Source organism: Paenibacillus sp. EKM212P (assembly GCF_011066115.1).
Taxonomy (GTDB): domain Bacteria; phylum Bacillota; class Bacilli; order Paenibacillales; family Paenibacillaceae; genus Paenibacillus; species Paenibacillus polymyxa_B.
On the sequence record NZ_JAAMNR010000007.1, the window covers coordinates 159,196 to 181,149 of the forward strand.

The 21,954-nt window shown below is 46.5% G+C and carries 18 protein-coding genes and 1 riboswitch; of the genes, 10 read left to right on the forward strand and 8 right to left on the reverse strand.

Annotated elements, in window-relative coordinates:
• The first annotated feature begins 24 nt into the window (after positions 1–24).
• Positions 25–1,401: an MFS transporter gene (locus G9G54_RS20015; protein WP_165179340.1), complete on the forward strand. Its 1,377-nt coding sequence runs from the start codon at positions 25–27 to the stop codon at positions 1,399–1,401.
• A 118-nt stretch (positions 1,402–1,519) separates the two neighbouring features.
• Here G9G54_RS20015 and G9G54_RS20020 read toward each other — a convergent pair whose 3' ends face one another.
• The 4 genes from G9G54_RS20020 to G9G54_RS20035 all read right to left on the reverse strand — a co-directional run bounded on the left by G9G54_RS20020 (position 1,520) and on the right by G9G54_RS20035 (position 6,847).
• Positions 1,520–2,986 carry an amino acid permease gene (locus tag G9G54_RS20020; protein ID WP_165179341.1) on the reverse strand — a complete coding sequence of 489 codons (1,467 nt, stop codon included), beginning with the start codon at positions 2,984–2,986 and terminating at the stop codon, positions 1,520–1,522.
• 134 nt (positions 2,987–3,120) lie between these two features.
• A riboswitch (Lysine riboswitch) is annotated at positions 3,121–3,323 on the reverse strand.
• 121 nt (positions 3,324–3,444) lie between these two features.
• Entirely contained in the window at positions 3,445–4,578 is a 1,134-nt protein-coding gene (locus G9G54_RS20025; RefSeq protein WP_165179342.1) for a virulence factor, read from the reverse strand.
• A gap of 391 nt (positions 4,579–4,969) precedes the next feature.
• Positions 4,970–6,202: an MFS transporter gene (locus tag G9G54_RS20030; RefSeq protein WP_165179343.1), complete on the reverse strand. Its 1,233-nt coding sequence runs from the start codon at positions 6,200–6,202 to the stop codon at positions 4,970–4,972.
• A gap of 90 nt (positions 6,203–6,292) precedes the next feature.
• Entirely contained in the window at positions 6,293–6,847 is a 555-nt protein-coding gene (locus tag G9G54_RS20035) for a MarR family winged helix-turn-helix transcriptional regulator (RefSeq protein WP_165179344.1), read from the reverse strand.
• Between the two features lie 351 nt (positions 6,848–7,198).
• On the opposite strand from G9G54_RS20035, the gene G9G54_RS20040 reads away from it, so the two are divergent.
• From G9G54_RS20040 to G9G54_RS20050, 4 genes are all read left to right on the forward strand, one after another.
• Positions 7,199–8,545, forward strand: coding sequence for a cytochrome ubiquinol oxidase subunit I (locus tag G9G54_RS20040; protein WP_061831486.1), 1,347 nt, complete (start codon positions 7,199–7,201; stop codon positions 8,543–8,545).
• Entirely contained in the window at positions 8,542–9,573 is a 1,032-nt protein-coding gene (locus G9G54_RS20045) for a cytochrome d ubiquinol oxidase subunit II (RefSeq protein ID WP_165179345.1), read from the forward strand. The genes G9G54_RS20040 and G9G54_RS20045 overlap by 4 nt, the downstream gene beginning before the upstream one ends.
• Positions 9,574–9,579: 6 nt before the next feature.
• A complete protein-coding gene (gene cydS, locus G9G54_RS26260; protein WP_007432143.1) occupies positions 9,580–9,690 on the forward strand; it encodes a cytochrome bd oxidase small subunit CydS in 111 nt (36 codons plus the stop codon).
• A 210-nt stretch (positions 9,691–9,900) separates the two neighbouring features.
• Positions 9,901–10,911, forward strand: coding sequence for an MBL fold metallo-hydrolase (locus G9G54_RS20050; protein ID WP_165179346.1), 1,011 nt, complete (start codon positions 9,901–9,903; stop codon positions 10,909–10,911).
• A 219-nt stretch (positions 10,912–11,130) separates the two neighbouring features.
• Here G9G54_RS20050 and isdG read toward each other — a convergent pair whose 3' ends face one another.
• The 4 genes from isdG to G9G54_RS20070 are packed head-to-tail and all read right to left on the reverse strand — an operon-like array spanning position 11,131 to position 14,259.
• A complete protein-coding gene (isdG, locus tag G9G54_RS20055; protein ID WP_013311953.1) occupies positions 11,131–11,481 on the reverse strand; it encodes a heme oxygenase in 351 nt (116 codons plus the stop codon).
• 1 nt (position 11,482) lies between these two features.
• Positions 11,483–12,274 carry an ABC transporter ATP-binding protein gene (locus tag G9G54_RS20060; protein WP_165179347.1) on the reverse strand — a complete coding sequence of 264 codons (792 nt, stop codon included), beginning with the start codon at positions 12,272–12,274 and terminating at the stop codon, positions 11,483–11,485.
• Positions 12,271–13,269, reverse strand: coding sequence for a FecCD family ABC transporter permease (locus G9G54_RS20065; RefSeq protein WP_185156319.1), 999 nt, complete (start codon positions 13,267–13,269; stop codon positions 12,271–12,273). Before G9G54_RS20065 ends, G9G54_RS20060 begins: the two co-directional genes overlap by 4 nt.
• A 9-nt stretch (positions 13,270–13,278) precedes the next feature.
• Positions 13,279–14,259 carry an ABC transporter substrate-binding protein gene (locus tag G9G54_RS20070; RefSeq protein ID WP_165179349.1) on the reverse strand — a complete coding sequence of 327 codons (981 nt, stop codon included), beginning with the start codon at positions 14,257–14,259 and terminating at the stop codon, positions 13,279–13,281.
• Between the two features lie 398 nt (positions 14,260–14,657).
• Here G9G54_RS20070 and isdC point away from each other — a divergent pair, with 398 nt between their 5' ends.
• The 5 genes from isdC to isdE all read left to right on the forward strand — a co-directional run bounded on the left by isdC (position 14,658) and on the right by isdE (position 21,940).
• Positions 14,658–15,173: a heme uptake protein IsdC gene (gene isdC / locus G9G54_RS20075; protein WP_165179350.1), complete on the forward strand. Its 516-nt coding sequence runs from the start codon at positions 14,658–14,660 to the stop codon at positions 15,171–15,173.
• Positions 15,174–15,245: 72 nt separating this feature from the next.
• Positions 15,246–15,713, forward strand: a complete 468-nt coding sequence (locus tag G9G54_RS20080) for an NEAT domain-containing protein (RefSeq protein ID WP_165179351.1) — start codon at positions 15,246–15,248, stop codon at positions 15,711–15,713.
• Between the two features lie 32 nt (positions 15,714–15,745).
• Complete coding sequence (locus G9G54_RS20085) at positions 15,746–16,243, forward strand: NEAT domain-containing protein (protein ID WP_165179352.1); 498 nt, start codon at positions 15,746–15,748, stop codon at positions 16,241–16,243.
• Between the two features lie 97 nt (positions 16,244–16,340).
• Positions 16,341–20,699, forward strand: coding sequence for an NEAT domain-containing protein (locus G9G54_RS20090; RefSeq protein WP_165179353.1), 4,359 nt, complete (start codon positions 16,341–16,343; stop codon positions 20,697–20,699).
• 281 nt (positions 20,700–20,980) lie between these two features.
• Complete coding sequence (isdE, locus tag G9G54_RS20095; protein ID WP_061831475.1) at positions 20,981–21,940, forward strand: heme ABC transporter substrate-binding protein IsdE; 960 nt, start codon at positions 20,981–20,983, stop codon at positions 21,938–21,940.
• Positions 21,941–21,954 lie beyond the last annotated feature (14 nt).

The window sequence follows — 21,954 nt, forward strand, 5'->3', positions numbered from 1 at the left end:
TTAACAAAGGAGTATTTTATTTATATGCACAAGCGTTCCTTTACCTATTTGCTTGGCACGCAGACCATGTCTAATGCGGCCGACATTCTTTACATTATGGCACTTGTGTCTCTGGTTTTTCATGAAACGGACTCCATCTTCTCTTCGGTGCTCGTTCCATTGCTGCGAATGGGAGCACAGATGATCAGCGGCTTTTTAGCACCGCTCATTTTGGCCCGATTCCAGCTTCCTTTTATTTTATTCGTTTCTCAGTTCGGACAACTGGTTTTCTTCGCTATTCTGCTGGGCCACTTGTGGTCAGCGGGTACGGAGCCGATATGGGTGATTGTGTTTACGTTGGTGGCAGCCATGTCCTTTCTGGACGGCTGGACCACGCCTGCACGTAATGCGCTGATTCCCCGCCTTGCGTCCGGGGAAGGACTCATGCGGGCAAACAGTCTGGTGTCGGTCAGCGATCAGACGGTGCAATTAGCGGGGTGGGGGCTTAGTGGGGTGCTCGTAGCCATGCTAGGCTCGGAAAAAACACTGCTAGTGGCTGGCGGACTCTATATGGTAGCAATGATCTTCACCAGCTTGATTCGAGATCCATTAGAGGGCAAAGCCCATTATTTACTGCAACCTGGAACAAGGGTGCGAGGTGGAGATATTTCGGTTTCCGAAGCTGGTACTGAGCCCGGGCAAGGGCATCATGACTTGCCTCCTGCACAGTTGGAAGATACACTGTATGGCCCGGAATCAGAGAGCCCTGCACTACCTCCCAAACGTAAAAAGGAAATACTTCGTGAAGGCTGGAGCCTTATCGGAGCCAGTCGCAGACTGAAAGCTCTTATTTTTATGGATATGATTGACCTTCTAGGGGGTTCGGTTTGGGTAGGCGCGTTCACGCTCGCTTTCGCTCAGCAGATTTTGCACAAGAGCGAGGCATGGTGGGGATACATCAATGCAGCGTATTTTGCAGGAGCAATTGGCGGCGGCATCGTTGTCCTCGCATGCGTCAAGCATTTGCAGCGCAGGCTGCTGCCCGCCATGTTGGCGGGGATGGCAGGCTACGGGCTGCTGACAGCATGGTATGCACTGAACACATTACCGCCGCTGACGCTGCTTATCGTGTTGTTGATGGGACTACCTGCGGAAATGTCCGTCGTATCCCGCCGCACGATGATGCAAATGAGTGTGTCCGTACATGATCTGCCCAAGGTGCTGTCTGCCCAGGCCACACTGACAAGTTTGACCTTTTGTATTTCGCTCCTGTTAATGGGCTGGATTGCAGATCATCTGGGCATCGTTAATTTGTACTTGTTTTCAGCAGTGCTGACGCTGATTGCTGTTATATACGGTATTTTTAGTCGTCGTGCCTTATCCATGTCTTTGTCAGCTTCATTGGAACCTTCCTCCAAATAAACAGAAAAAGCCCGTCTCCGGGCATATACAGGTGAAAATGCGGATAAACGGTCTTGGACCAGGTTTACCAGCGTGTTTTTCCTGATATGTGGAGACGGGCTTTTTTTACTGTTTTCTATTATTTATCCGAAGAAGCATCTGGACTCAAATCACACTCTTTTAACGGAACGATTTTAGTACGTTTGATCCATTTGTAGCCGAGCCACAGCAGAAGGAACAGCGGCACACTCATGTACGTAGCGATCATCGTTTTCCAGTCAATCTCCTGTCCGGTGAAGGCATCCGCCCCTTGCCCGATAATGACAATGATACACAGAGCGAAGGCGAACAACGGCCCAAACGGGAACCAGCGGGCTTTGTATGGAAGCTCACTCAGACTGTGGCCCTGTGCAGTAAAGGCACGGCGGAAACGATAATGGCTGACTGCAATCCCGACCCACGTAATAAATCCACACATTCCGGAAGCATTCAGCAGCCAGTTATAGACTACACCGTCTCCATACAGGGAGGCGAGAAAGGCTAGCATACCGACAGCGGTCGTGATCAGCAGCGCGTTCATAGGAATGCCGCGTCTATTGATATGTCCAAGGAAACGTGGGGCTTTACCTTCGCGTGCCAAAGCGTACAGTACCCGAGTGGCCGCGTACATACCCGAGTTACCTGCCGACAATACGGAAGTCAAAATAACGGCGTTCATAACAGAAGCAGCAATCGCAAGCCCTGCTTTTTCAAATACGAGCGTGAATGGGCTGACCCCGATATCACTGATATCTCCCCGCAGCAGATTTGGATTGGTGTATGGAATGATCAATCCAATCACGAGAATCGCGAGAATATAAAAGAACAGGATGCGCCAAAAGATTTGACGGATGGCGCGCGGCACATTTTCACGCGGATTTTCGCTCTCTCCAGCGGCTACCCCAATCAGCTCCGTTCCCTGAAAGGAAAAGCCCGCTGCCATGAATACGCCCAATACAGCAAAGAATCCGCCATGGAACGGGGCGTCTCCTACCGTGAAGTTGGCAAAGCCGACCGCAGGACCACCCATAATGCCGAAGATCATCAGCACACCTACGGTCAAAAAGATGACCACGGTCACAATTTTAATCATGGCGAACCAGTATTCAGACTCACCGTAGCCTTTGACCGTCAACGCATTCAGCAAGAAGATTATGGCCAGAAATAACAGACTCCACCAGGCAGAGTGGCTTTCCGGGAACCAGTATTTGATTAGCACGGTCGCTGCTGCCAATTCGGCAGCAATCGTCACTGCCCAGTTGTACCAGAAGTTCCAGCCCATGGCGAAACCGAAAGCCGGATCAACGAAGCGACCTGCATAGGTATTAAAAGAGCCGGATTCAGGCATAAACGTAGCCAACTCACCGAGGCTGGTCATTAAGAAGTAGACCATGAGGCCAACTGCTGCATAAGCCAGCAGGGCACCGCCGGGTCCAGCTTCGGCGACCGCGCCTCCACTGGCGAGGAACAGCCCTGTTCCGATAGAGCCGCCAAGGGCGATCATCGTCATATGGCGGGCTTTGAGACTTTTACGCAAGGTTGCGTCAGGTGTTGCTTTGTGTTGCACGTTCAAACACTCCTTCATGAAATTGTATTTCATGTCAGGGCAAGAGCCAGAAGGAGGGGGAGTATATAAATCAAAAAACCGCAGGGAATACGCCTGCGGTTTTGTCTATGCATTCCGCACCATACCTTCTTCTATAACAAGATAGCTCAACACACGTGTCTGTGTTAGGACAGCGTGTGACAGTTCTGCTCCTTTCGGTTAGCAGCCCCAGCATTCGGAGTATTTACAAAGAGTTAGCTCCGCATACTTCGGCGGGTGTACCTTTCCACTGGAATCTCAGACGGCTCTTATCGTCTCCTCCGGTGTACTGATTACATCCGCGACCTCTACCTCATCATAAAACAGGGTTGATGAGGTGTATGACATGATATTTTATTGTATAGCGAACTACAGTATATCGTACCTGTACATCTTCTGACAATCGACAATTTTTTGAAAATCACTCGTAGAATCTTAAATTAAGAGTTACGCTTGGCCATCTGCTGCCAAACTGTGCCCGCGGCTTGTTCTCCTGATTCGATGCGTTCCAGCGCCATTTTAGCCTGCAGACTGACCTCGAATTCGGGATCATCGACAGCCTTCTCCAGCGCATCACGTGCATCCTCGGTTCCAACCTCGTATAAAAAACGTGCCGCCCGCCAGCGCACCAACTTGCTGCTATCCGACAGGGCTCCGATCATTGCGCTGGTAGCGACCGGGTCGCCGATGTCCGACAACGTGTCGCCTGCGGTGCGGCGTACTGCCGCTGAAGGATCGCGCAGCGCCTCGGCTAGCAGATCCATCGCCTCTGGTGAGCGAATATCGCCCAGATAGACGACGCCCAGCCGCCGCAGCTGCATTTTGTCGTCATGCAGCGCTTGCCGGATAAGCGGCAAATGCTCAGGCGTCGGCTCCAGCCGATCCAGCGCAGCGTAGCGTGTGCGCCAATCCTCGTGCTGCAGGGCCTGCTCCAGCTCGGCATCGCTCCACTCGCGGCGTTCCTCCACGAATTCGCTGTTGTTTGCGCCGTGGGCAATCGCCTGTTGGATAATCTGCTCCAGCCGATCCTGTGGAAAGGCTGCCTCCAGTTCCTGCTCAACCTCGCGCGCAATGTCCGGCAGTTCACCGTAGCGTACGCCGTAATCGCTCAGCTTGCGTTCCTTGATCAGCGTTGCACTCGCTACACGGGTAACGGCCTGCACGAAGCGGTCGGACAAGGAAATTCGTTCCTCCTGCTGCCCCGCCTTGACTCGAATTTGCATAGGAATGCCGCGAAAAAATTGCACAAAGACCTGTGCTTCACCAAATGCTTCTCCAGAGGTTTCCTCTGGCAAATCCCAATTGGCGTCAGCGCCTTCCTCGCCTAGCCGATCCCGGACTTGACCCAGAATGGTGGACCAATCTGCATTCCCTTTGCGGTCAAGGGCTACGAAGTCGGTCGTGTGAAACACGCTTTTGACCCCTTCAATGCCCAGCATGCGCCGGATAAATGGGGGAGCGGAACGCTCATTGTCCCGTGTATATGTTCTGCGGATACCCGCTTCCAGTCGCTCATCCAGATGCAGCATCATGGTGTTCGGACTGGGAGTTGGCTCGATAGATGTTATTTTCATAGCTCAGTACAGCCTCCTGTTCAAAAGTTCTCCATAAATAGCTTATCTATATTGTAACTCATTCTGCGAATGTCTCCAAAGATAAGTTCGAGTTTCTGAGGAAAACACAATGACATATCTCACACTAATTCAGGTAAACATGTCTGATGAATATGTAGGTTTTTTTAATAAAAACAGGATGCTATATAAGCCGAACTCGGAAAATTAACATGAAAACGGAGTAGGCGGAATGGTGCTGTACAAGCGTAGCGGTCGCTTTTGTCCCCGGATTTTCACCCTAATCATAGGCTTTATTCTAGAAATCCGGGGGTGGTAGCGATGGGAAGTACCATCCGACTGCACAGTGGCCCTATAGGTAGCTTTTAAGTTCGGTTTATAGTTTGATGCTGTACTATGCATCCCGCTTCAGCGGATTGTTCTGCTGTCGGCGAATGAGCAGGGAGGCGATAAAGCCCACAGACAGAACAGTTGCCAGCATCATAAATGTAGTTGTCTGATTACTGCCATTTCCCATCAAACGAATGGAAAGCGTAGGGGCTAGACTTGTACCGGCAAACAGGACGAAGGTATACAGTGAGACGGCTATAGCCCTTGCTGCACCCCCGAGCTGGCCGACGATTGCTATAAGTGAAGGGACACTTAGGGCAATGCCGCTGACAAAACATACACTCAATACTACGATAGCTATCAGAGAATGCGTCATTCCCATTAGTGCCAAACTGAGGATAGCAAGAATAAGGGCTGTACGTAATATAATATGCACACCGAATTTCTGGCCCAGCTTTCCGGCGAATGGTGAAAGGAGCATGCCGATGATACCAGCGGATCTGACATAAAGCATCTGTCGGCTATTCAGGCCAAATTCAGGGCCGCTAAGATAGCTACCCAAAACCGTATACATGCTCACAAAGGACATCAGGAGAACAAAAGCGACCGTGTAGGTTAACCATAAAGGATACGAGCGCAGGACGGTCCCTAATTGACTGAAAGCTGACCAAATGCGAACACCTCGTTGAGGGGAAGGGGTTTTAGGTAGGAAAAAAAGGACGATTAGGAAGGTAATTGCATACAAAACGCCTAGTATCTGAAATACCGTATTCCATCCCATTTGTTCGCTGATGACAATACTAAATACCTGTCCAGCAATGCCCGCTACTAGAAAACCGGTGCTGATAAAGCCGATAGCTGTTACCCGTTTTTCGGCCGGAAACATATCGACGGCGTATGCGAGAGCAACGGGAGAAAAGGTGGCTGCAGCCAAACCTTGAAGCAAGCGCAGTATAACCAATACAGAATACTGACTGGTTAAACTGATGGACAAAGAAATAATCGTTAGCGCGAGCAGTCCGGTGACGATAACCTGCTTTCGTCCAAAGCGGTCAGACAATCCACCATAAACAAGACATCCTGCCGCAAAGCCTAAGGAAAAGATACTGCCCGGCAGGGCTGCTTCAGCAAGCGTTTTTCCAAATACTTTAGCAAAGAAAGGGAGCAAAGGGATCGTCACATACAGGCTGGACATGACGACAACCGCCGACCAACATAGGATTACAGTCATCCATGCATAAGGGAGAGCAACATTTCCTTTCTGTATAACGGTATGATGGGTTCGTAATTTACTCATTAATTAAACACTCCTTAATCATAAAATAAGCAGCTTGTTAATACAAACAATTGAATATATTAGATAACCTAATTATATGTTTAAAAAAATTTATCTGCCCACCCCCAGTCTGCCTTCCATATAATGATGGATTTTTTCTATAATCCGTGAAAAAACGACCTGCTCCTCAGGCTCCAAAATACTCGCTAGTGAAGCACAGGAAGACCAAAAAACAGGGAGCACCTGCTGTACAAGATGAGAACCCGCTTCTGTAATGCGTACATGAATTTTACGTCGATCTGTAGAATTATGTTCTCTGATAATCCATCCTCGTTGCTCTGTCCAGTCCAGGAGGGATGTAACAGATGCACGCCGGATTCCTAGACGGTCGGCAATCATAGAGGGGCTCATCTGAGCCTGAGATTGGTGCAGTGTCAACAGCAACAACAGATCGAGCTTACTCTCTGTGAGGCCGTAAGCAGATAGATCTAGATCGATCGCGTCGAGCACGTTATCGCTCGTCCATAGCAAGAAGAGACCCATGCGGGCAAGTTTTCGATCCGTTCCTGCAAGGGCAGTTTGATCCATTAACTCCAGATAAGGTTCTGGACCCAGACGGGGAAGAGGTTGCTGGACGGTGTCCCGCTTACTTTGTTTTGGTGGCATACATTCACTCTTTTCATATAATTAGGTTATCTAACTATATATCAATATAGCGTATTGAAATGCATAAAACAATATCTAAAAAGAAATACTGCTACATTCAATGCAGAAGCAGGGTTAAAACTCGATAGAATGAACCAAACTGTGAATAGGTTACCAAAATGCGCCAATAGATAAGTGAAGGAGGCGTTCCTATGTTCCGCAAGCAGGAAAGAACGCTCATTATTGTATGTATAGTAATTGCGGCCATCATGCTATATGCCGTAATTAAAAGCATAGCTCGCTTGACTCCTTAGTTGGTAATCCAGAGTGATCTGCGATGTTTAAAATGTGAAATGAAGGAGTGAAACCCATTTGTCTTCACTGGACCCTGTATTGCTAAGCCGGATGCTGACCGGAATTACCCTGTTTGTTCATATCGTATTTGCATCCATCGGCGTTGGCGTACCCTTAATGATTGCACTAGCAGAATGGCGCGGGCTGCGAACCGGCGATCCGCATTATACACTGCTGGCCCGACGGTGGGCGCGAGGGTTTGTCATTACCGTTGCCGTGGGTGTCGTTACAGGCACCTCCATTGGTCTACAGCTCAGCTTGCTTTGGCCCACCTTTATGCGTGTGGCTGGACAAGCGATTGCGCTGCCCTTATTTTTGGAGACGTTTGCTTTTTTCATCGAAGCTATATTCCTGGGCATCTACTTGTATACCTGGGATCGGTTTAAAAGCAAATATTTTCACCTAATGCTGCTCATCCCGGTAGCGATTGCCTCGTCTGCCTCAGCGGTTTTTATTACGACTGTGAACTCGTTCATGAACCAACCTCAAGGCTTTACACTCAAAAATGGAGTCATGACAAATATTCATCCCATCGAGGCTATGCTAAATCCGGCTACGCCAACCAAAGTGTCCCATGTATTGGCTTCTTCGTATACATTGAGCGCTGGTGTGCTGATGGGGCTGGCTGCTTACAGCATGCTGCGAGGGCGTAATCACCCTTATTTTAAAAAGGCGCTAAAGCTGACGGCCACCTGTACCATTGTGTTTGCCATCAGCACCGTGATGATTGGAGACGCATCCGGTAAATTTCTGGCCAAATATCAGCCGGAGAAGCTGGCTGCCGCCGAATGGCATTTTGATACGATGACGCACGCCCCCTTCGTATATGGCGGATACATGGATAAGAACGGTGAAATCAAATATGCCTTGAAAGTGCCTTATGCACTTAGTGTGTTGGCTGGTAATTTGCCCAGTACGGAGGTTAAGGGATTAAATGACTATCCGGTGGAGGAGCGTCCGCCGCTGTCTATTCATTATATGTTTGACCTCAAGATCACCACAGGAGTGCTGATTCTCGTCATCCCACTGCTGTATCTGATCCGTAAGCGTTTGCCAGGCCGCAAACCGTACCCCAGATGGCTACTGTTGGCGCTCATTCTGGTGGGGCCGATGGCGATGGTAGCTATTGAACTCGGATGGATGTTTGCGGAGGTCGGTAGACAGCCGTGGATTTTACGCGGATATATGAAAGTGTCCGAAGCAGCAACCACTTCTACGAGTGTCGGGTGGATGCTGGTGTTGTTTGTTATTTTGTATCTGGTGTTGTGTTTCTCGGCCATTAAGGTACTCAGCAAGCTATTCCGCAATAAGGATGCGGTGGAAGAGATAAGGCAGCTGGGCCTGGAAGGGGCTGAAGGCAAGTGAGTTATGAAATTGTAGGTATCGCCATTTTGTGGACGTTCCTGTTCGGATATTTGCTTGTGGCATCCATTGATTTTGGTGCAGGTTTTTTCAGCTTTTACAGTGTGTTGACAGGCCACCAGAACAAAATCCACAATATCATTCAACGGTATCTATCCCCGGTGTGGGAGGTAACAAACGTATTTCTCATCTTTTTTGTGGTGGGATTAAACGGGTTCTTCCCGGATGCGGCATATTACTATGGTACGGCGTTACTCGTTCCCGGCAGTATTGCGATTGTGCTTCTTGCGATCCGGGGAGTGTATTATGCATACAATACGTATGGGCATTCCGGTACAAATAATATCGTCTACATGGCGTTGTACGGTGCGACAGGGTTGCTGATTCCGGCGGCACTGTCGACGGTCCTCGCTATATCGGAAGGCGGCATTATTGTGGAGAACAGTACAGGTGTGCACCTGCAATGGGGGCAGCTATTAAGTAATCCCTATACGTGGGCGGTTATTTTTCTGGCGTTGGTAAGCGTACTGTATATCTCGGCGATGTTTTTGGCCTATTATGCCAAAAGGGCAGGAGACAAGGTCGCTTTTGAAATCGTACGAGGATATGCACTGCTTTGGAGCGGTCCAACGATTGTTGCGAGTCTGCTCGCATTTTTTCAGATTAACAAACAAAATCCAGATCATTTTACCAATATGCTGAACATAGCCTGGATGTTTGTCGCATCCTTCATATGCTTTGCGGGAGCAGTTTATCTGGTATGGCAGCGGCGGCATCTAGGGGTTTCGTTCATATTGGTGATGCTGCAATTTGCATTTGCCTGGTATGGCTACGGCCGCTCGCATCTCCCGTATGTTTTGTATCCCTACATTAATGTGTATGACAGCTTTACAAATTCTACGATGGCGTATGCGTTGATTACGGCGTTTGTTGCGGGTCTGCTGGTGCTGATCCCTTCGCTGATCCTGATATTAAGATTGTTTCTGTTCGATGCAAAATATGTGCGCGGACATGAAGGAAAGAAAGGGTGAGTTAGAGTGGCTGCTTTCGAGCATTTTACAATTATGTATGAGTCACCTATCATTATTGTCGTGGCGATTGTGTTTTTGTTTATTTATTCGGCACGCTTTAAAAATCCACAAGACTGACAACAACAGGTGGAACAGGCCTTCCTGATTGATCCGGGAGGTCTGTTTTTGCTGTATTATCGCAGATTTCCTTTACAGACGTGATTGAATTATACTTTACATATATCAGGATGTTGCATCATTTTATGTTCACACTCGAATGACAATATATAGTTAAATGGAACCGCTGCATTTTTTGGAGAACAGGTTCATCAGGGAGGGAGCTGCATCATGCCCAAAGTTCGTTTTAACAATATGGATCATGTAAATACCGATAAAACCATCAAGCAATTCAGACAATGGCGGCAGGAGCGACGCAGCAAAATAAAGGATTATACGTTCGTTGTGCCAAACCATCCCCCGGAGCTGGAGTTTCTGCATAACAATCGGGAGATGGCGACAGTCACCTGGGTGGGACATTCCACCTTTTTCATCCAGTATCTTGGGCTGAATATCGTCACTGATCCGGTGTGGGCAGAGCGTATGGCTTTTGATAAAAGGTTGGCTCCACCCGGCATTCGTATTCAGGATGTACCCCCACTGGACATCATTCTGCTCTCTCATTCCCATTATGATCATTTACATTTAGAATCGTTGCGGAAATTATATCGTGCAGATACGCTGATGCTTGTACCCTCAGGGTTAAAGGCGAAAATGATCCGCAAAGGTTTTCGCAACTGTCATGAGCTGCAATGGTGGGAGCATTTTACGGTAGGAGGGGTTCGATTCACGTTTGTTCCAGCCCAGCATTGGACACGACGCACGCCGTTTGATACGAACACTTCGCATTGGGGTGGATACGTTCTGCAAAATGAGCAGCAGGTGATTGGCTCTGCCACGTCCGTCACGGAATCCAATCCTCATTCTAATGCAGACTCAGAGGATGCACCAACGTTGTATTTTGTGGGAGACACCGGATATTTCCGTGGGTTTAAGGAGATTGGCGAGCGCTTTGCCATTGACCTGACCTTTATGCCGATTGGCGCGTACGAACCGGAATGGTTCATGACCTCGCAGCACGTGACACCGGAGGAGGCATTGCAAGGGTTTCTAGATTGCGGCGCAGATCAGATGATTCCGATGCACTACGGAGCCTTCAAGCTGGCAGATGATACGCCAAGAGAGGCGCTGGACCGGCTCGAAGCGGAGCGTGAGCGTAGGGGTATTGCGAAGGAACGCATTCATGTTCTTGGGCACGGAGAGACGCTGAAAATTGGACGTCGCTGCTCAACTACAATTTGAGGAATTCGACATAATCCTTATATAAGAGGATTTTGCAAAAATCCAATAAGCGACTTCCAATGAATAAGATATAGATCGAAATGTTTTAGTTCGTCTATATCTTGTACTTCGGAGCGACTGGAATCGAATTTTGCAAGATCCTGATAAAAAAAGCGGCTCGGCGGACAATTAATTTTGCCTGCCAAGCCGCTTTTTTTGGTTTTTAGCTATAATGCAGGATTAAACGGCTTCGGAATCACTTGCCAAAGAGGAATCGCTGTTGGCGATGGGATGACGAACGATTTTAACTTCATAGAACGTGATTTTATTTTCAATAATATAGTCCGGAATTTGACGATGGCTATGGGATTCGCGGAATGCTTCGCTTTTCGTCCAGCCTTGGAAGTTCTCTTTTTCTTTCCAGCGTGTACTGATTGTTACTTCCTCATAATCCTGCGTGTTTTCAGTCAGCAGTACTTCCAGACCGAGAAAGCCCTCCATTTTTTCAACTTTTCCTTCTTTGTTAAATCTTTCGATGAGTAAATGTGCATTGCCCGGTGTGATTTTAGATGTATTTGTAACGATAACCATATTAAATTCCTCCTGAATGATGTGGTATGGTCGGTATAATAACCGGATAGCCATCCTCAAATTTGATGGTAGCGTTCATTTCATAAATGTCACGAAGAAAAGCAGACGTCAAAATCTCACGGGGTTCGCCGGCAACGGCGATTCGTCCCTTTTTAAGCGCAATCATATGATGACAATAGGCCGCAGCTTGCTGCAAATCATGCAGTACCATAACAATCGTCAAGCCGGACTCGTGATTGATACGCCGCAGCATATCCATAACTTCAAATTGGTGGGCGATATCCAGAAAAGTGGTCGGTTCATCGAGCAAAAGAATACCTGTTTGTTGGGCCAAAGCCATTGCAATTCGCGCTTTTTGTTGTTCACCTCCTGATAGAGTATGGAACATTCGATCTGCATAGGGCTGGATGCCCGTGATCTTCATGACATGGTCCACGATTTGCTGGTCCTGTCCGGTATGGCGTACCCTCAAGCCTTTGGCATGAGGAGATCTCCCGTAAGCGACCAGCTCGCGGACCGTCAATAACGGCAGCATATCCTTCATTTGCGGCAGCATTGTAATCGTCTGGGCAAAATCACGCCGCTTGTATTCCTGCACGGGTTTGCCCAGGACGGAAACCTGACCCTGATCCTGCTTGAGCAACCGGGTCATAATCCGCAAAAGCGTGGACTTGCCTGAACCGTTCGGTCCGACGATCGCGGTGAGCTGACCAGCAGGCAAGGTGATATTCACATCGTCCAGCTTGAAATACCCACGTTGTAAGGAGATATGCTCACCCTGAATGGCTGTCATCCGAAATTCCCCCGTTTCTTGAGCAGGATTAAGAAGAACGGTGCCCCGATGACGGCCAACAAAATACCTACAGGCAGTTCAATCGGGTCAAACCAGGATCGTGCCACCGTATCTGCCAGGACAACCAGCGTTCCACCGCCTGCAATGGAAAGGGGGAGGAGGAAACGATAATCTTCCCCGATTAGCAACCGTATGACATGGGGAACGACCAGCCCTACAAAGCCGATTAGCCCGGCTACACTGACCGCTGTACCGGCGAGCAGGGCAGACAGCAGGATAATGAGCATACGTTGAAGCTCTACTCGCTGACCAAGCAGCTGTGCTGAATCGTCGCCCAGCAGCAGTAAATTAGCAGGTTTAATTGCAAAGAAAGAGGCGATTAATCCAATGATGGCATAAGGCGCCATAAACTCTAGATGATGCCAGCTTCTTCCGTTTAATCCGCCGGATAGCCAAGGAAGAATGGCCTGTACGCGGTCGCTGTACATGACCATTACGCCGTTAGTGAGTGCGCCCAGCAGCGCGTTGATCGCAACGCCAGCGAGCACAATTTTGACAGGCGATGCCCCTCGGTCCCAAGCCAGCAGATAAATGACGATTGCGCTCAGAAAGGCTCCCAAAAAGGCGGTTATCGGAAGAAGGTAGCTGAGCTGTGGAAGCATCACCATCGTAATGACGGCGGCAAGTCCACCTCCAGCCGATACACCAATAATGCCAGGGTCAGCCAATGGATTTTTCATCACACCTTGAAGAAGTGCTCCGGAAGCTGCAAGACAAGCTCCCACCAGTAAACCTACTAATACTCTAGGTAGCCGGAGATCCATCAGGATCGTGCGATAGGTAGATTCATCATTATGTAGCAAAACATGATAGATTTCTTGAAGTGGAATCGACACTGAACCGTAGGCCAGACCGTACACAGAGACGGCCAGCAGTAGAATCGGAAGGGTAATCCAGGCGATGGTGCGTCTTCTGGCGCGCTGTAGTTTGTTCATCTCCATCGCCTATTTCGCCGGATACAGCTTTTGATGCATCAAATCCAGCGCTTTAGTGACACGTGTGCCCGGATTCGTACCGAACAGATCTGAAGGTAAAACCTCGACCTGATTGTTTTTGACTGCTCGGATTCCGTTCCAGGCTGCATTTTCCTGCATTTCCTTTATAAATGCGGCTTTAACATCTTCCGTATTGCCGTGGGTCATGATGAAGATGTAGTCAGGGTCAGCCTCGATGATGCGTTCTGTGTTCAGCTGCGCATATTGCGGGAAATTTTGCAGGCCCGGAAAATCAGCGGCGATGTTCGAGCCACCCGCAGCTTCCAGAATGTTTCCACTTAGTGAATTTGGCAGTGCCGCCATATACGTAGCCGGGGCTCCGTAGACCAGCAACACCTTCGGTTTGGAGGCAGAAGCGGTTTCCTTTTGCAGCTTAGCTACTTGTTGGTCAATTTGCTGGTTCAGCTTCACGGCCTGAGCCTGCTTTTGCAGTAATTGTCCGAACAGCGTAATTTGCGACTGAATATCGTGAACTGAATTGGCTCCCGTCAGCAGCAGCTGTGAACCGACTCCTTCAATGGCTGGAATGTCTTTTTCATTCATAGGATAATTGCCTAGCACGACATCCGGTTTGAGCATCGTAATTTTCTCCAGATCAACTTCGTGAGTGGAGCCTATTTGCTGAACGTTTTCAGCAGCAGGTACGACGGAGGGTCCATTGGAGTTGGGCCTGCCCACGGCTGTCCCGCCCAATGAGTAAATAATATCCAGATCGCCATTGCTGAGCGCAACGATATGTTGAGGGACCTTTTGAAAGGCCAACATCCGTTTTGAGAAATCAGTAACTTGAATCGTCGCGCCACTTGTCGTGCTTGAAGCGGTAGATACGGAAGCACTGGCTGGTTTGTGATCTGCGGTCGAGGCACCATTACTGCATCCGGTAACTGCCAATAAAAGCGCTGCGGATGACCACAACACATAAGATTTCATGTTATTCCTCCTGCAATTTTCAAGTTAAACAATAATGATAATCATTTTCATTTATGTATAAGAGAATGATAATGAATATCACTGGGGATTGTCAATTGAAAAAAGCAAATTTTTAAATAAATTTTGAACTAAAAATAAAAGAGAGTAATTCGAATTATAGAAGAAGGAACTACAAATTTTTATTAAAAAATAGCATATATCAAGGGATTACGTACACACAAATACATATTGACATTTTCGAAAAGTGTAAGATATATTGGTGATGGGTTTACTTGATTTTGCGAAATTATGGAATAGAGAGGTGGGGAGACAAGCTCGAAAAGAGCTATTTTTTTTAAATTATCAATTGAGAATGATAATCAATTAGTTTATTCTCGTGGGGAGGGACTGCTGTCAAAATGAAGAAGGGGTATTCTGCAATTATTGCTGTGTTTCTGCTGGTGAGTGTGCTGAGCTTTTGGCCAACTTCGTCATCTGTAGTAGCCGCTGCGGCTTCTCCAACATTGGCGGATGGTACATACACGCTCAAATACAATATCCTCAAGGCAGAAAATGATTCGGTGTCCATGGCTAATGATTATTTTGAAAAACCAGCTAAGTTGTATGTAAAAAAAGGTCAAATGACCATGCAAATTAAGCTGAATCATAGCGAATGGACAACTGGGTTTAAAGTAGATTACAAAGGCAAAATCATCGATACAAAGGTTATCCATAAGGATGCCAAAACCGATACCCGCACCGTACAATTTCCAATTACGAGTGTGAACAGCCCGTTAATCTCTAAAATCCATGTTACTGTCCCTGCGTATAACTACGATCATGACTATACGATCCGCTTCGCTTTTGATTCCAAAAGCCTCAAAAAAATAGCAGCCGTCCAGTCAGCGAAATCAACTAAATCTTCCAAGAAGTAAATTCAAGCCATCTTTATCGTTCATAAAATCAACACAAATTGAAGCATAAAAAATGGAGGAGTGTGTGTAGATATGAATATGGTAATGAATCGCTTTGAGCAATTTTCTTTTAAGAAGGTATTTGTAGCATTGATCATGACAGCGCTTGTTTTTGCACTCGTTGCTCCATTCTCAGCTAAAGCGGCAGCAGCCGACGGCACGTACAACGTAGACTACACCGTTCTGAAGGATCAAACCAATGAGACTTCTCGATTGGATAGCTACCTGACGAAGCCTGCTCAGGTTACGGTAGCTAATGGCAAAAATGTCGTTCGTCTGACTGTGAAAAGTAGCAATCTGATTACAACGTTCAAAGTAGAGCAAAATGGCGTGCTGCAAGATGCGACTGTAGTAAGCACAGATACTGCTAGCAACACTCGTGTAGTGGAATTCGAAGTTGCTGATCTGAATGCAAAAGTGAATGCTTACGCTGAAATCACAATTCCAGTAATCGGCTACACAGGCAAGTACCATGTACAACTGCAATTCGACGAAATCTAATCCCAAATAAAACGTAAAAGGAGATTAAAAACATGAACATGATTTTGAATCGTATGGAAAAATTGTCTTTGAAAAAAGTAATGCTTACTGTACTGATGGCAGCGCTTGTTTTTGTGGTACTAGCTCCATTTTCTGCCAATAAAGCGAATGCGGCTTTGCCTAATGGAACGTATCAATTGCCTTATACCGTTTATAAAGATGGAACCACTCAGCCATCTTACATGGATACAAATGGTTATGTGAAAAAACCAGCCACACTGATTGTTACGAATGGTCAATATAAAGTGAGAGTAGCTATTACCAAAAGTGCTTGGGTTACTGAATTCAAAACTCAACAAAGCGGTCAGTATGTGAATGCGACTGTAGTAAGCACATCAGGGGATACAAGAATAGTCGAATTCCCTGTAACTAGCCCGTCTCAAAAATTGAACGTTAAACTGCATGTAAGTGTGCCTGCAGAATACACTGGTGGTATTCCGTACGATCACGACTATGTTGTTCAATTCCAATTCGACGACAGCGATATCTAAGACTTCTTTTTGAAAATATAATTTTGAATTGAATACTCATTTGGAGCTTAGTCCAAAGCTCCAAATGAGTATATTTTAAGTAGGGGGATACATCACCTTGAAAAGCCGATTTAACAAATTTATAACGACATTTGCTGCTGTTCTAATGTTGTTTTCTTTATTTTCACCATACGTAGGAGCAACACCTGAGGGTGAGTCCACTTCGTCGAGTTTGCCCGATTTAAGCACTACAGTCACTAGTGCTACTTATGCTACTTATGAAATTCCGATAGAAGTGCCCAGCACATATGCTGAGCCTACCAATGCTGTGACCACTACTGATGCGACCTATGCAGATGGAGAATACCTGATCGATTACAAACCTTTAAGAAAGACAGTCAGCGGTAGCACTAGGGATTCAAGCTTCAAAACAAACTATACCTATCCTGGAGATTTGATCATCAAGGATGGGAAATACCATTTTTCATTTAAGTTTGCGGAATCTCAAGGTCTTTCGAAATTTTTAGTTGAACAAAACGGGGAAACAGTTCCCGCAAAAATAGAGGTGAATTCTGGGAAAACTTCCGGGACTGTAAGCTTCGATGTTTATGATTTTCATAAAAATGTAAATACGGAGTTTGGATTTAATAGCAGTTCTCCATGGTATGTAGATACCGATCCAGACCGTTCAGTGAAGGAATGGATTGAGTTTGATCCTTCCAGTTTGAGACTTAAAAACTCAACGGAGAATCCAACGGTTCCACCTGTAACACCACCGGTAACGCCTCCTAATACAGGAGAGAAACTCGCTGATTTGGACTTTACCCTTTTGAAAGATGAAAGCAATGAAAAGTCAATGATGGATGGGTATACGGAGAAACCAGGCTCTCTAATTGAGCGTGGTGGTAAACGATATGTCCAATTTACATTAAAGAACAGTAAGCAGATTGATGGTTTCAAGGTAGAGCAAAATGGAGTGTTAACCGACACCTCTGTTGTAAGTGAAGATCAAACTGCGAATACACGAATGATCGAGTTTGAAGTAAAAGAACTGCCTGCCAAGCTGAACGCATGGGTAAGCATCAACTGGCCTGAGCTAGGCTACGTGAATACTTATAATGTGGATCTTCAGCTGGCCTCTGTACCCGTACCATCAGATTTGGCGGATGGAACGTACTCGATTAACTTTAACGCGCTGCATGCCACAAAAGATCAAGCGTCAGCCATGGCACAATATCTGTTGTCTCCAGCGACTTTGACGATATCGAAGGGGCAAAAAGAAGTTTCCTTTACCATTAAAGACAGCACCACAGTAACGGAGTTCAAAACAGAACAAAACGGAACGTTAACAGATGCGGGTATTGTAAGTGAGGACAAGACAGCCAATACGCGTGTTGTGAAATTCAAAGTAGCGGATTTGGACGCGATTTTAAATGCACAAGTACATGTGAGCACGACCTATCCAGGTGGGGTTTATGAGATGGATCATAAGCTTCGTCTGCAATTTGACAAGAATAGTATTACAGGAAATGGAACCTCTCCAGAAACAAGTTCCCATCTGGATTTCACCCTTTTAAAGGATGGAACCAATGAAAAGTCAATGATGGATGGTTATACAGAGAAACCAGGCGCTTTGATTGAACGTAATGGCAAGAAGTATGTACGTTTTACATTGAAAAACAGTAAGCAAATTGATGGCTTTAAGGTAGAACAAAATGGACTATTAACTAATATTGCTACAGTAAGTGAAGACAAAACTGCGAATACACGAGTTATTGAATTCGAGGTTAAAGAAATCCCTGCTAAGTTAAGCGCATGGGTAAGCATCAACTGGCCTGAGCTGGGCTACGTGCATACTTATAATGTAGATCTTCAGCTGGCCTCTGTACCCGCACCATCAGATTTGGCGGATGGTACGTACTCGATTAATTTTAACGCACTGCATGCCACAAAAGATCAAGCGTCAGCCATGGCACAATATCTGTTGTCTCCAGCGACTTTGACGGTATCGAAAGGCAAGTATGAAGCTTCCTTCACCATTAAAGACAGCACCACGGTAACGGAGTTCAAAACAGAACAAAACGGAACGTTAACAGACGCGGATATTGTAAGTGAGGACAAGACAGCCAATACGCGTGTTGTGAAATTCAAAGTAGCCGATTTGGACGCGATTTTAAATGCACAAGTACACGTGAGCACGACCTACCCGGGTGGGGTTTATGAGATGGATCATAAGCTTCGTCTGCAATTTGACAAGAGCAGCATTGCTAATACCCCATCCCCGGTTGATCCTGGGACGCCAGGCACGCCCGGAAAGAATTTGGCTGATGGAACGTATTCAATCCATTTCGATGCGCTGCACGCAACCAAAGATCAAAAATCGGCCATGGCGCAATATTTATTGTCTCCGGCCACACTGACGGTATCAAAAGGCAAGTATGAAGCCTCCTTTACCATCAAAGACAGCACCACAGTGACGGAGTTCAAAACGGAGCAAAATGGAATGTTGACAGATGCAGATATCGTAAGTGAGGACAAGAATGCTAATACACGTGTTGTGAAATTCAAAGTGGCCGATTTGGACGCTATTCTGAATGCACAGGTACATGTGAGCACGACCTATCCAGGTGGGGTTTATGAGATGGATCATAAGCTTCGTCTGCAATTTGACCGCAGCAGCATTACAGCTAAAGGAACGGATAACGGAACCACAACTCCAGTTGAAAATGGCAGATACAGCATTGATTTCTCCGTACTCAAAAACGGAAGCAATGAAATATCTGTGATGGATGGATATATGCAAAAGCCAGCCACACTGTTAAAACAGTCCGGTAAAAATATCATTCAGATTAAAATGGACAAGAGCAGCTGGATCAAAACGTTCAAAGTAAATGGTGCAGAGGCTCAGGTTGTCGATCAATCGAGCTCCGCAAATACAAGAACAGTACAATTTGAAGTGCCAAATCTGTCGGATAAAGTGACAGTGAACACGCATGTGATCGTACCTGGATTGGATTTGGGTGGCATCTCATATGATCACGTATATGATGTGCAGTTCCAATTCGAGCCTGCTACTATTCGCAGCTTTGTCGAGCCTTCCTCCACAGGAGCTACAGATCCTATCGTCAAATTGGATTTTGACAAGCTTACCAATGGTAAATATGCCTTGAAATTCAGTATCGTTTTGTCTGATGGTTCCACAGGAGTGGATTCTCCGGCTCAACGCTTCATCACTGACGAATCGGCGCAATTGGTCGTGGAAGGCGACAAACGGTTTGTAGGTCTGAAGCTGCAAAACGGCAATGAAGTGAAGGCGTTGCGCATTTGGGACAACGCAAGCGGGAACTACCGAGACGCAGAAGTGACCCAGGTAGATGCAGCAAGCAATACGAAGCACGTTCGTTTTAGCGTAAATGACTTTAAGAACAATGCAAAAGGCCAACTGGTTGTCTATGAAGCTCCTAAAGTGGCAAGTAGCGCTCCGATGGTTTTCAAGGCGGAGGATCGAGTAGAAAAGGTATATGATTTTGAATTTAAATTCGATACTAGTAATGTATCTTATCACAACGACAAGAAGTCGGTTGAAGCAGAAAAAGGGAAAAACAACTTAGCGGATGGAGAGTACACTGCGAACTTCCGTGTGCTTGCGAACGGAACGGACAAGGATTCTCTAGCGGCTCCTTTTGTACAAAATCTAGCGAAATTGATTGTGAAAAATGGTAAGATTCAGGCCCATGTAACCGTTACGGACAACCAGGCTTTGAAGCTATTCCAAACGGATTTTGAAGGCCGTTATGCCAATCCGACGATTATGGGTTCGGACTCCAAAGGTGATACGCACACGATCGCATTCGAAGTACCTGATCTGGATAAAAAGTTGAGTGTGTACACACAGGTATATCTGCCTGAGAAATACATTCTAAATGAGAAATTCGGCGGACAGATTCAATTTGACCGTGCATCGCTTAAAGGTGAGGGAGTCCATGCAGCCACAACTGCAAACGCTACTGAACCGACAGTAGCTTCTACGGACAAGGCAGCAGAAACGACCACACCTGTGGCTGAAATAAAACCAGTAGTTGAGCAACCGGTTCAAATGGCTTCTGAGAAGCAATACACGATTAATTACAACGTATTTAAAGACAAAACGAGTGAAGCTTCCGTTATGGACGGTTATCTCGATAAGCCAGCTTCACTGATTGAAAAGGGAGACAAGCGCTATATTCAAGTGACTTTGAAAAATAGTTCTTGGATGCCAGCTCTTCAAGTGGAGCAAAACGGTGCCCTGAAAGATGTAGAAGTAATCTCGACATCCGGCGATACACGTGTCGTTCAATTCGAGGTAGGGGACTTGTCTCAGAAAATTAGTGCTTACACACACGTCATTGTGCCTGGCTTGGTCCTTGGCGGAGTGCCATATGATCACTGGTATACAGTTCAGTTCCAATTTGATGAAGAAAGCCTAAAAGCAAAGTAGCCTCAGGTTGTGATAATCAATGAAGTCTGAATAACAGCAAAGTTTGTATGCGAGCAAGTCTTGGTGCCCCGGCGTCAAGACTTGTCAGCATTTACATACCCGAGGAATTTGCAAAAATTCAATAAGCGACTTCTAATGAACAATATGTAGATCGAAACAGTCTAGTTCGTCTATATATTGCACCTTGGAGCGACTGAAATCGAATTTTGCAAAACCCGGATACCCGAAAAGTTGGGGCTCATAATGCTGTTCTATATTTGAATTGAGGTGACTGGATTTTTATGAAACGGTATATAGCATTGGCTCAAGGAAAAACATTTGGTTTGTATATGTTAATCGGCATCGTGATCTTGTTGCTGGCTGGATGTTCGGGAGGGGCACAGGCCGGGCAGAACCAGAGCGATGGTTCGAAATCAGCGGCAACATCTAATGCAACCGGAAAGTCGTCTGACGGTAAAGCTCAAGCTCCTCGTATTGTGGCGACTACGGTAGCCATTGCGGAAATCACGGATGCACTGGGCCTGGATTTGGCAGGCAAGCCGACAAGCACGAAAGTGCTGCCTGACCGTTACAAGGATGTGCCTGATGTGGGTAATCCGATGAGTCCTGATATGGAAAAAGTGATGTCATTGAAGCCGACGGACGTACTGTCGGTGACGACACTGAAATATGATCTGGAGCCTAAATTTAAAGATTTGAAAATCAATGCCGAATTTTTAAATTTTGAAAGTCTCGCGAATATGCAAAAAGAAATTCAAAAGCTGGGAGACACGTTTGGCAAAGCCGATAAGGCCAAAGAGATTAATGGAGCTTTGGATGCCAAAGTAGCCGAGATTCAACAAAAGATCAAAGGAAAGAAATCCCCTAAAGTATTGATTTTGCTGGGAGTACCGGGAAGCTATCTGGTGGCTACCGAGCATTCCTATATTGGGGATCTGGTTAAAATCGCAGGCGGAACCAATGTGGTTCAGGGCGAGAAGGTGGAGTTCATTGCCCACAATACCGAAGCCTTGCAGCAATCCAACCCCGATATCATTTTGCGCGCTGCACACGGGATGCCGGATGAAGTAGTGAAAATGTTCGATGAAGAGTTCAAAACTAACGATATCTGGAAGCATTTCAACGCTGTGAAAAATGGGCATGTCTATGATCTGCCTGAACCGTTGTTTGGCACAACAGGGAATTTAGCGGCAAACTCGGCGCTGGATGAGCTGATGAAAATGCTGTATCCTTCGAATTAAAGGAAGCTGATGAC